We start from the raw sequence: 11,309 nt of genomic DNA, 5'->3' as shown, positions 1-11,309 counted from the left end.
GACCGACCGTGCCGACCCCCCGGGAGACACCCCATGACCGACACCGGACGTCACCAGCCCGCGCTGCGGCTGACCCGCGCCGACCTCGACGCGCTGCCCAGCTACGTGCCCGGCCGCAGCCCGGCCGATCTGGCCCGTGAGCTGGGCCTGGCCGAGGCGATCAAGCTGGCCAGCAACGAGGTGCCGTACGGGCCGCTGCCCGGTGTGGTGGAGGCGGTCACCGAGGCGGTCGCCGGTTCGCACCGCTACCCGGACATGGGCGTGGTGGCCCTGCGTGGGGCGCTCGCCGAGCGGTACGGCGTGGGCGCCGAACGGATCGCCACCGGCTGCGGATCGGTGGCGCTGGCCGAGCACCTGGTCCGGGCCACCTGCCTGCCCGGCGACGAACTGCTCTACTCGTGGCGCTCGTTCGAGGCGTACCCGATCATCGCGGCGACCAGCGGCGCGGCGAGCGTACGGGTGCCCAACGACGTCGGGCACGGTCACGACCTGGCGGCGATGGCCGCGGCGGTGACCGACCGGACCCGGATGGTGCTGGTCTGCAACCCGAACAACCCCACCGGCACGGCGGTACGCAAGGCCGAACTGGACCGTTTCCTGGACACGGTCGGCGAGGACGTGCTCGTCGTGCTCGACGAGGCGTACCGCGAGTTCGTCACCGATCCGGCGGTGCCCGACGGCCTGACCTACCTGGACCGGCCGAACGTGGTGGTGCTGCGCACGCTGTCCAAGGCGTGGGGCCTGGCCGGGTTGCGGATCGGCTGGATGGCCGCCAGCCCGGGGGTGGCCGCCGCCGTCCGCAAGGTGGTCACCCCCTTTTCCACCAGCCTGGCCGCCCAGGCCGGCGCGCTGGCCGCGTTGACCCAGGCCGACGAGATGCGGCGGCGCTGCGCGCTGGTCGTGGCCGAGCGGGACCGGGTCACCGAGGCGCTGTGCAAGCTGCTCCCGGATGTGCCGTCCAGCCAGGCCAACTTCGTCTGGCTGCCGCTGGGCGAGCGGGCGGTGGAGTTCGGCCGGGCCTGCGAGGCGCGCGGCGTGATCGTCCGCCCGTTCGCCGGCGACGGGGTACGGGTCACCATCGGCACCCCGGCCGAGAACGACGCCTTCCTGGCCGTCGCCGGGTCGGCGCTGGCGTGACCGGTCCCGCCGGTCCGCCCGTGAGCGGGCGGACCGGCGTTCAGGCTGCGGGCACCGGCTGCCGGAAGCGGGCCCGGCGGCGGTAGGCGTACGCCGCGAAGAGGGCCAGCACGAGCCCCGAGGTGACCAGGCCGCCGGTGAGCACCCGGTCGGTGCGGTCGTCGTTCTCGGTGGCGGCGGCCGCCGGCACCGGGCCGAAGCTGACCAGGTTGGTGGCCGTTCGTTTGGTCCAGCCGCTGGCCAGGTCCAGTTTCGCCGCCCACGGGCCGTCCGGCAGTCGCCGGTCCAGCTGCACCGGGACCACGGCGGTGCCGCCGAGCGGGAGCGTCCTGGCCTCCGCCTTGACCGGCCCGGCCGAGAGCCCGCCCGGCCCGTCGGTGAGCCACAGCTCGCCGGCCAGGTCCAGGGCGCGCCGGCCGGTGTTGCGCACCTCGACGGTGACGTACGGGTCGCCTTCCGGACTGCGGCCACCGGTGAGCGGCCCCATCTCGAAGCCGGAGACCGGCTCCCCGCCGGGGCCGACCGAGAGGTAGACCCGGATGCCGGCCCGGCCGATGTTGCGGATGTTGGCCTCGTCGACGCCGGACACCTCCGCCCAGACCACCGCGTACCGTTCGCCGGCCTCCGCTTTCTCCGGCACCTCGATGGTCACCAGCGCCTCGGTCTCCTGGTCCGGGTCGAGCCGCACCTTGTCCGGGGTGACCTTGATCCAGCTGCTCAGCTCGTTCTCGGTGCGGTCGGGCGCGAAAACGAAGCCGTCGCCGGTCACGTCGGCGGCGGCCGCGTAGAGGGCGACGTCGCGGGGGATCTTGGAGGGGTTCTTCACGACCACCCGTCGCCTGATCGTCGTGCCAGGGTGGAGGTGGTCCACGATGTACTTGTGCGCCCGCGTGTCGTCGCGCCGGTTCACCGGGGCGTCCAGCAGCCGGATCCCCACCGACGTGGACGGGCCGTCCGGGCTCGGCGACGCGCTGGGTCGGTGCGGGCGGTGGGAGCGGTCGTGCTCGCCGCCCACCTCCGGCAGGTCGGTCTCCGGCCGGCCGGGATCGGTGAGCACGCCGGGCCGGCCGTTCACGGGTTCTGTGGCGTACGCCGGCGCCCCGGCCGTGACCAGGACGGTCAGGGCCAGGGCCAGGGCGTACGCCGGGTCACGCCACCGAATGGGTGATCACCCCCGAGTAGGTGCCACCGACCGCGGTGGTCGGGATGCTGATCCGGATGTCCGGTGCCCAGGTGGCGGAGTTGTTACCGCTGCCGGAGGTCTTGGAGAACGCGACGCGCACCTGGTTCAGCGTGACGGCGTCGGACTGGCTGGGCTGGCCGGGAACGAAGGTGCCGGTGCCGGTGGTGCCCAGGGCCGGGCCGGACCAGTACTCGATCAGGTTCGGGGTGATGGTCTCCTCCGGACTGCCGCTGCCGGTGGTGAAGGCGCCGGCGTTGACGGTGGCCGTCCAGGTGGCGTTGAGCGCGGCGCGGCTGTCGGTCACGGTGACGTTGCCGAGTTCACCGGTGATCGTGTTGCCGGCGAAGGCGGAGCCGAGGTTCACCGCCGCCGGGACACTGATGTTCAGATTCGCCGTGGCGACGGTGAACGTGACGACGGTGTCGCCTGTCGGCGCGGCGGCGGCGGGCGAGGCCAGGGCCACCACGGCGGCCCCGGCGGCGATCAAGGTAAAGAGTGGCTTCCTCATGCCCGTGACGTTAGATGACACAACGCCACCAAGAGATCAAATGTGGACAAATAACCCGTCAGGCGACAGAGTGGGTGATGGTGCCGCGATAGGTGCCGGCGATCACGTCGGGCGGGATGGCGATCCGCACCGACGGCACCCAGGACACCGTGTTGTTGCCGTTGCCCGTGGCCTTGCGGAACGCCTCGCGGGGCACACCGAGTGTGACCGCCTGCGCCTGGCTCGGCTGCCCCGGCACCAGCACCCCGCCCCCGTTCGCCCGCACCACCGGCCCGGACCAGTAGGAGACCCGCCCGTTGGCAATGGTCCGCTGCGCGCCACCCGCGCCGGCCACGAAGGCGGTGGCGGTGACCGTGACGACCCAGACGTTCGGGTTGAGCGGGCCACGGAAGTCGGTGACCTCGACGGTGCCGAGCGGACCGGCGAGGGTACCGCCGACAAAACCGGTGCCCAGGTTCACCGTCGCCGGGACGGCGATGCCGAGCCCCTCGACCAGGGAGAGCGCCCTGACGCGCGGAGCGGCCACCGCGTCGAGCGGAGGCGCTCCACCGAGGAGCAACAGCGGACCAAGCAGGACTGGCAATACACGCACAAGAGTGACTATAGAGGCTAATGTCCGTTTTATCGGCAAGTCAGGTGGCGGCGAGCACCACCGGCTCGGACATCAGGAAGTACGCCTGGTCGTCGTCGTCCGGTCCGGCCCGCTCCCGCAGCCGCTCCACCGCCAGGTACCCGTCCGCCGCGTACGCCAGGCCGGGCTCCCAGGATGTTCCGTCCCGGCCGACGGTGAGCGGGAACCGGGACCGCTGCGCCCCGGTCGTCGGATCCAGGGTGACCAGGTCCCGCTCCTCGGTGAGCACGTACACCCGGCCGGGCGTGACCGCCAGCACCCGCACCGGCCCGAGGTCACCGCGCTGCCAGCGTCGCTTGCCGGTACGCGCCTCCCAACCCTTCAGCACCGGACCGTCGCTGCCGACCACGAGCTCACCGACGAGCGCCCGGCCTCCGGCGTCCAGGGTGGGCGCGGCGACCGGTTCACCGGCCCCGACCAGCCAGCCCCGGCCGGCCCCGTCGCCCAAGCCGGCAGTGCGCAGCCCCCGGCACTCCGAGCGCGGGGTCAGGCAGCCCACCGGCGTCACGGTCGACTCGGCCCCGGCGTCCGGGGGACGCCACCGGGTCAGCACGGCGCCGGTCGACACGTCGCGGAACTCCACCGTGGCCGGCGCCGCGCAGGAGTCGAGGGTGAGCACCCGCCCGGCGGCGGTGGTCCCGAGGGCGGCGCGGCAGCCGGCGTCTCCGCCGGCCCGCCACAGTTCGCGGCCGTCCGCGACGGCGTATCCGCGCAGTTGCCCCGCACCGGCGGCGACCAGCACGGTCCGGCCGTCCGATCCGGTCGCCGTGAAGAGACCACGCGGATCCCAGACCACGGCCGCCCCGGTGCGTCGGGCGGTGAACCCCGCGCCGGGCGGTGGCCCGTCGGCCCGCCAGGCCACCTTTCCGGTACGCCCGTCCAGCGCGACCAGTTTCCCGTCCGACCAGCGGGTGACCACCGTCGCGTCGCTGGCCAGCATCGCGTTGAGCTGCGCCGGCCACCGCCGGTACGACCAGAACGGGGTGACCCGGTACCGCCGGTCGGCGGGCTGGTCGGCGTAGACCTGGCGTTGGGCCGCGTACACCCGGAGTCGACCCTCGACGACCAGCGGCGCGACGGGCAGCCGCCCGACCACCCCGATTTCGGGTGTGACCAGCGGCGACAGGTCGCCGCGGGCGGGGGTGACCACCTCGGCGGGTGCGAGCACGCGATAGCCGATGCCGGCGGTCGCCGCGACGCCGAGCAGCACCGCCACGGCGGCCACGATCCGTCGCCGGCCCTTCGGGACACCCATGCGCACCTCCGCCCGGCACCCTACCCAGGCTCCCGCCGCGCAGACCGGTCAGGTCGCGGGTGCGCCCTGTCCATGATCGACTCCGCCTGCGCCACATCGCGGTGTCGCCGATGCCGGAGAGCACAACCCGGCGCAAACGGAGTCGATCACGCGGCGGTGCTCAGGCTGCCGCCGCGTCGTCGGCGGTGACGGCGGCGGCCAGCTCGGCGAGGTCGCGACGGATCGCCCCTTCGACCACCCGGGCGGCCAGCCCGCCGAAGAGCAGCGCCATCACCCGGCCGTACGGCGCAGCCGGCACCGCCTCGTGCTCCACGGTGACCGCCGTGCAGCCCCGCCCACGCCGACGGATGGTGCGCAGCGTCCAGGTGATCCGGTAGTCCACCCCGATGCCCGGCGAGCCGAGCACGAGCCGGTGCGGGGGCTCGGCCTCGCGTACCACGAACTCCTCCGCCTGCTCGCCCCCGTCCGGGCGGGTGCGAATCTCCCGCCAGGCGGTGCCCGGGCCGAACCCCTCCGAGGTCAGCGGCTCCACACCGCCGACCGTGCGCAGCCAGCCCGCCCGGGCCGGCAGGTCGACCAGACAAGCCCAGACATCGACGGCCGGCGCCTCGATGAACTCGGTGACCGTGACCGTCGACATGGGCAGCACCTCCCGTGTCGTCCACCGTACGGTGGGTGTGCCCCGCGCGGGAGTCGGGCGGCGGAATTTCCGTCGCCGGTGCCCGGACGGGCACCGGCGCGATCTCCCCGTACCCTGCTCAGGGGCGGAAACCGCCGAGGCGGATCGCCTCGACGAAGGCCGTCCAGCCCGGCGGGCCGACGACGAGCGCCGGCCCGTCCGGGTCCTTGGAATCCCGGATCCCGATCAGACCGCGGGTGCGCGCGAGGTTGTCCGCCACCTCCACGCAGAGCCCCTGGTCGTTGGAACGGCTGCTGGTACGCCAGACGGCGCCCGCGAGATCGTTCATGCTCGTACCTCCTGTCCGCTGCGATGTGCCACGCCGACCGACGGCCACGCCACCAGCGGGTGGCGTGGCGCGACTGACGACGGGAATCCGGTGGATCAAACGCGGCAGGAGCGACCGCCGGTCGGACAGCGGGTGCGACCGTGCGGGAAGGACCGTCAGCGGGCCGGCAGGATCCGCCCGGTCACCTCGCCCAGGGCGATGGTGGTGCCGTCCGGCCCGGGAGCGGCGGCCCGGATGGTGACCGTGTCGCCGTCCGCCAGGAACGTGCGGGTCTCACCGCCGACCGTGACCGGCTCGGTGCCGCCCCAGGTCAGTTCCAGGAACGACCCGACCTGGTGACGTTGCGGCCCGGAGACGGTGCCGGAGGCGTACAGGTCGCCGGTACGCAGCGACGCGCCGTTGACGGTGAGGTGGGCGAGTTGCTGGGCCGGCGTCCAGTACATGGCGGCGAAGGGCGGCTCGGCCACCCGCTCACCGTTCCACTCCACCGACAACCGCAGGTCGAGGCCGAGATGGGGGATGTCGCGCAGGTACTCCTGCACGGGCGGGTCCTGGTCGGGGGCCGGCACGAACGCGTCGGCGAGCGCGTCCAGCGGCGTCACCCAGGCCGAGACCGAGGTGGCGAAGGACTTGCCGAGGAACGGCCCGAGGGGCTGGTACTCCCATGCCTGGATGTCCCGGGCGGACCAGTCGTTGACCAGCACCACACCGAAGACGTGGTCGGCGAGTTCGGCGGTGGCCACCCGGGTGCCCAGGGCGCTCGGTACGCCGACCACGAAACCCACCTCGGCCTCGATGTCCAGGCGGACGCAGGGGCCGACCGTCGGGCCCTGCCCGGTGGCGCGCTGCCCGGTGGGGCGGACGATCGGGGTACCGGAGACGACCACCGTGCCGGCCCGGCCGTGGTAGCCGATCGGCAGGTGCTTCCAGTTCGGCAGCAGCGCCGGCTGGCCGGGCCGGAAGATCTGGCCGACGTTCGAGGCGTGGTGCTCGGAGGAGTAGAAGTCGACGTAGTCAGCGACCTCGATGGGCAGCAGCAGCTCCACCTCGTCGAGCGGGACCAGCAACGGCTCCACCGCCGCACGGTGCGCGGGGTCGGTGAGCAGTGCGACGATCCGTTGCCGTACCGACGTCCACTGGGGGCGGCCCAGCGCCATGAAGTCGTTGAGCGTGGGCCGGCCCAGGGCGCCGGCGGCGAGCACCAGCCCGGCGGCCTCGGCGCCGGCCAGGTCGAGCACGAGATCGGCGATCCGTACGCCGATGCGCGGTTCCCGCCCGCCGTGCCGGAACACCCCGTACGGCAGGTTGGTCACCCCGTACGGCGAGCCGTCCGCGCCCGTCACCCAGCTCATGCCGGCACTCCGCTGCGCTCCGTGCCGTCATGAGGCACCACCGCGCTGAGCCTGCCGACTCGCTCGCCACGCTCGCTCATGCCGGCACTCCGCTGCGCTCCGTGCCGTCATGAGGCACCACCGCGCTGAGCCTGCCGACTCGCTCGCCACGCTCGCTCATTCCTCGTCTCCCCCGTTCACCAGCCCCAGCCGGATCAGATCGGTCAGTGGTTCCAGGATGCTGCACGAGCCGAAGCCGACCCAGAGCGGACGCGCGTCGTCGCGCCGGGCCCGGGCCGCCTCGACCAGCGGCCGTGGGTCGGCCGTGGTGAGCAGGACGGCGACCGTCGCCAGGTCGGCGCCCTCGGCCGCGGCGAGGGTGGCGGCCAGCACGTTGCCGAAGCCGTGGTGAGTGAAGCCGGTCTCCGGGTCGAGGTGGCGTAGCGCGTGGTGCAGCCCGGCGGTCAGCTTGAACGGCAGGTCGCGGTCGCGGCAGGCGCAGATCACCGCGGCCAGTTCGGCCGGGGTGGGGAAGAGTTCGGCGGCGAGCCCGCCGGTGCGGAACTTCGCGGCGACCGGCAGCCCGGCGGCCCGCGCCCCGGCGAGCGTGTCGAGCGCCCCCATCAGCCCGAAGCTCAGCGGGATCTCGGCGTAGACGTCGACGCCGGCCAGCCCTTCGGCGAGCGCGAGCAGCGCGGCCAGGCCTGGTTGCGGGTCCTCCCCACGCCTGGCGACCGCCACCTCCACCTGTCGCGCGGTGATGCCGTCGGGCGGCAGGAACGACAGCGCGAAGGGCAACCGTTCGATGCCGGTGTCGCCGATCAGCCCGACGACGAAGCCGTCGCTGACCAGGCCGCTCAACTCACCGGCGGCGACCGCAGAGGCGGGCACCAGCAGCGGGCCGACCAGGTCGGCGTACCACGAGTCGCGGTGGGTGCGATGGGTCAGGGCCGCGTCGGGCAGGGACGCACTGCCGGGCGGGAAGACCGCGGCGTCGTCGACCAGGCCGGCGAGGAGGCGGGGCACCTGCGTTGACACGACACAAGAATCTACGGGACGCTGTCAAGGAACGGACAACAGCGTCCGATTATCGGACGCCACCGGGTGGTCGTCGGCGCACCCGGAACGGCGACGGGACGGGATCGGGAGGCCACATGCCGTACTACCGCAGCGTCGGCGAGGTGCCCCGCAAGCGGCACACCCAGTTCCGCCAACCCGACGGCCGCCTCTACACCGAGGAGCTGATGGGCCAGGAGGGGTTCTCCTCCGACTCGTCCCTGCTCTACCACCGGCACGCGCCGACCGCGCTCGTCGCCGCCGAGGAGTTCACCCCACCGGCCGTCACCCGGGTGCCCAACCTGCCGCTCAAGCCGCGCCACCTGCGCACCCACCAGCTCGACGGCGCCGGTGCCGACCCGGTCCTGGGCCGCCGTCACCTGCTCGCCAACGACGACGTACGGATCGCGTACGTGCTGGCCGACCGGCCGTCCCCGCTCTACCGCAACGCCACCGGTGACGAGTGCCTCTACGTCGAGGCCGGCACCCTGCGGGTGGAGTCCACCTTCGGCGTGCTGGACGCGGTCGCCGGCGACTACGTGATCATCCCGACCTCGACCGTGCACCGGCTCGTCCCCACCGGCGACGCCCCCACGAGGCTGCTCGTGATCGAGGCGACCGGGCACATCGGCCCACCCAAGCGCTACCTCTCGGTACGCGGCCAGTTCCTGGAGCACTCGCCCTACTGCGAGCGGGACATCCGTGGCCCGCAGGCGCCGCTGCTGGTCGACGACACCGACGTCGAGGTGCTGGTCCGCCACCGTCGCGGTTGGACGAGACACGTGTACGCCCACCACCCCTTCGACGTGGTCGGCTGGGACGGGCACCTGTACCCGTGGGCGTTCTCCATCCACGACTTCGAGCCGATCACCGGCCGGATCCACCAGCCGCCACCGGTGCACCAGACCTTCCAGGGCCCGAACTTCGTCATCTGCTCGTTCGTGCCACGCAAGGTGGACTACCACCCGGACGCCATCCCGGTGCCGTACCACCACCACAACGTCGACTCCGACGAGGTGCTCTTCTACACCGGCGGCAACTACGAGGCCCGCCGCGGCTCCGGCATCGGGCAGGGCTCCATCTCACTGCACCCGTCCGGCTTCACCCACGGGCCGCAGCCGGGCGCGGCGGAACGGGCCATCGGGGTCGACTTCTTCGACGAACTGGCCGTCATGGTCGACACGTTCCGCCCGCTGGATCTCTGCGACGCCGCCGTCGAGTGCGAGGACGACGGGTACGCCTGGACCTGGGCACGCTAGCTCGATCTGCCCGGACGACCACCTGGGCGCCCCGACAGCCAACTGCCGGTCACCGGGTGAGCACGCCGCGGATCGGGCGGGATGGTCGAAACACCACGCCGGTGGCCCGGGACGTGGCGGGAACCCCAGCACCGTGGGTATTCGACGCGATGACCTGCACCCGCACTCGGGAGCCCACATCCGTGCCGGTGAGCTGGTACGTCGTGGCGGTGGCGCCGCCGATCGCCGTGCATCCGGTGCCCTGGCTGGTGCAGCGCTGCCACTGGTACGCGTACGACGTGGGATCGCCGGTCCAGCTGCCCGGCTGCACGGTCAGCACGCCGCCGACCCTGGTGGATCCGGTGCTGCTCGGCGGTGTGGTGGCCACCGGGACGGCCCCCCGACCGGTGCCGCTCAGTGGCACGGTCTGCGTGGCGCCGACCGGATCCTGGGTGTCGCCGTCGTTGTCGGCCAGCGTCAGCGTGCCCTGCTGGGCCCCGACGGCGGCCGGGGTGAACGAGACACTGATCGTGCAGTCGGCCCCGGGGGGCAGCGGCACGGCGGCGCCCGCCGCCTGGCAGGTGGTCGAGGCCAGGGCGAAGCCGGTGCCGGCGACGCTGATCCGGGCGAGGCCGAGCGGCCGACCGCCGGTGTTGCGCACGGTCACCACGCGGGTGGTGCTCGACCCGAGGCTCTGGTCACCGAAGTGGACCCCGCCGGCAGGGTCCAGATTCACCTTCGGCGGGGGCGCGGCGTACTGGTAGGCGCCGATGTCGCAAGAGTCGGCGTAGAGGAACAGTCGGGTGGCACCCCGCTGGTCGGTGCCGCCGCACAGCCCGGACCCGGCCGGTACGGTGTTGCGCGCCGGGCTGGTCCCGGCCAGCGCTCTGGTCGGGGTCGGGCCGCCGTTGTCCGCCAGTCCGCCCACCTGTGGGTCGCCGATCACGTCGCCGTTCGCCGGGTCCGGCCCGCACGAGCTGGCATTGTCCATCAGGTTGTAACGACCATGGAAGGGGGTGTTGTGGCAGTTGCTGCTGTGTCCGCCCAGGATGCTGGCGGCGAGCGTGACCAGGGGCTCCGTACCGTATGCCTCGAACGCGGTCCCGCTGTTGTTCACGATCGTGTTGTGGGCTCCGTTGAACCTCGGAGGGCTCGACAACACCCCGGGCAACAGGACTGCTGCCCCGTGCCCGCCGGCCGCCGTGTTGCCGCTGAGGGTGGAGTCGTGCAACTCGACCCGGCCGTAGCTGGCGATCGCACCGCCACCTCCCAGGTCACCCGTGTTGGTGACCGAGTTTCCGGCGATGGTGGAGCGCAGGACGATGAGGTTGGCGGCGTTGTAGATGCCGCCGCCGAAGGATTGGGCGGTGTTGAACAGGATCGAGCTGTCGGCGATGGTCATGGTGCCGCCGTTGACGACGCCGCCACCGGCCTGCGCACTGCTGAAGCCGACGTTGACGCGCTCCAGCCGGACGGTGCCATGGTTCTCGACCGCTCCGCCACCGATGGCCAACCCGTTGGTCAGGCCCATTCCGGTCAGCGTGACGTTCGAGGTGCTCGGCACGAAAACGACCCTGCCGGCCCGGTTCCCGTTGATCACCGTGGCCCCGCTGCCCGCACCGGCGATGGTCAGCGTCAGACCGGGCGGCACGTCGAGATTCTCGACATAGGTACCCGGTCCGACGATGATGCGGTCACCGCTGCCGGCGATGTCCAGCGCCTTGGCGATCCTGCCGCACGGTTGCGCCTGGGTGCAGACGTCCCCGCTGCCGCCAACCACGACATGGTGGGCAGACGCGGCAGACGCGGGTGGGGCAACCCATACTCCGGCGGCGACCAACGCGGAGGTGGCCGCTACCACGACCACCTTGGGCCGCCGGACACGTGGCCCGCCACCAGACAGCACGGCGGCTCCCTTCGACGATCATCGAGACGGCTGATCGTACGGGTGCCGCCCGCCCGCCTGGGTCATCCATCCGACCAAACATGTCCTGATGTCGGA

Annotated in this window: 11 protein-coding genes; 2 read left to right on the top strand and 9 right to left on the bottom strand. The window is 72.8% G+C overall.

What is annotated here, in order from left to right:
• Window positions 1-33: 33 nt before the first annotated feature.
• Window positions 34-1,137 carry a histidinol-phosphate transaminase gene (gene hisC, locus E1182_RS25355; RefSeq protein WP_132269780.1) on the top strand — a complete coding sequence of 368 codons (1,104 nt, stop codon included), beginning with the start codon at window positions 34-36 and terminating at the stop codon, window positions 1,135-1,137.
• 40 nt (window positions 1,138-1,177) lie between these two features.
• Here hisC and E1182_RS25350 read toward each other — a convergent pair whose 3' ends face one another.
• From E1182_RS25350 to E1182_RS25315, 8 genes are all read right to left on the bottom strand, one after another.
• Window positions 1,178-2,212 (bottom strand): hypothetical protein, encoded by a 1,035-nt coding sequence (locus E1182_RS25350; RefSeq protein WP_207921514.1) that lies wholly within the window; start codon window positions 2,210-2,212, stop codon window positions 1,178-1,180.
• Between the two features lie 73 nt (window positions 2,213-2,285).
• A complete protein-coding gene (locus tag E1182_RS25345) occupies window positions 2,286-2,828 on the bottom strand; it encodes a hypothetical protein (RefSeq protein WP_132269778.1) in 543 nt (180 codons plus the stop codon).
• Window positions 2,829-2,886: 58 nt separating this feature from the next.
• Window positions 2,887-3,420: a hypothetical protein gene (locus E1182_RS25340; RefSeq protein WP_132269776.1), complete on the bottom strand. Its 534-nt coding sequence runs from the start codon at window positions 3,418-3,420 to the stop codon at window positions 2,887-2,889.
• A gap of 40 nt (window positions 3,421-3,460) precedes the next feature.
• Window positions 3,461-4,714: a PQQ-binding-like beta-propeller repeat protein gene (locus tag E1182_RS25335; protein WP_132269774.1), complete on the bottom strand. Its 1,254-nt coding sequence runs from the start codon at window positions 4,712-4,714 to the stop codon at window positions 3,461-3,463.
• Between the two features lie 160 nt (window positions 4,715-4,874).
• Window positions 4,875-5,354 carry an SRPBCC domain-containing protein gene (locus tag E1182_RS25330; protein ID WP_132269772.1) on the bottom strand — a complete coding sequence of 160 codons (480 nt, stop codon included), beginning with the start codon at window positions 5,352-5,354 and terminating at the stop codon, window positions 4,875-4,877.
• A 118-nt stretch (window positions 5,355-5,472) separates the two neighbouring features.
• The gene (locus E1182_RS25325) at window positions 5,473-5,682 is read right to left on the bottom strand and encodes a DUF397 domain-containing protein (protein WP_132269770.1); all 210 of its coding nucleotides are present in this window, start codon (window positions 5,680-5,682) and stop codon (window positions 5,473-5,475) included.
• 155 nt (window positions 5,683-5,837) lie between these two features.
• The gene (gene fahA, locus E1182_RS25320; protein WP_132269768.1) at window positions 5,838-7,034 is read right to left on the bottom strand and encodes a fumarylacetoacetase; all 1,197 of its coding nucleotides are present in this window, start codon (window positions 7,032-7,034) and stop codon (window positions 5,838-5,840) included.
• A 156-nt stretch (window positions 7,035-7,190) separates the two neighbouring features.
• Window positions 7,191-8,051 carry a hypothetical protein gene (locus E1182_RS25315; RefSeq protein WP_132269766.1) on the bottom strand — a complete coding sequence of 287 codons (861 nt, stop codon included), beginning with the start codon at window positions 8,049-8,051 and terminating at the stop codon, window positions 7,191-7,193.
• 116 nt (window positions 8,052-8,167) lie between these two features.
• Between E1182_RS25315 and E1182_RS25310 the strand changes: the two genes are divergently transcribed.
• Window positions 8,168-9,328 (top strand): homogentisate 1,2-dioxygenase, encoded by a 1,161-nt coding sequence (locus tag E1182_RS25310; RefSeq protein WP_132269764.1) that lies wholly within the window; start codon window positions 8,168-8,170, stop codon window positions 9,326-9,328.
• 49 nt (window positions 9,329-9,377) lie between these two features.
• Here E1182_RS25310 and E1182_RS25305 read toward each other — a convergent pair whose 3' ends face one another.
• Window positions 9,378-11,087 (bottom strand): choice-of-anchor D domain-containing protein, encoded by a 1,710-nt coding sequence (locus tag E1182_RS25305; protein ID WP_132269762.1) that lies wholly within the window; start codon window positions 11,085-11,087, stop codon window positions 9,378-9,380.
• Between the last annotated feature and the right edge of the window lie 222 nt (window positions 11,088-11,309).

The sequence above is a fragment of the Micromonospora sp. KC721 genome, from assembly GCF_004348355.1.
In the GTDB taxonomy this organism is placed as follows: domain Bacteria; phylum Actinomycetota; class Actinomycetes; order Mycobacteriales; family Micromonosporaceae; genus Micromonospora.
This window is presented reverse-complemented; position numbering and strand designations above follow the sequence as displayed.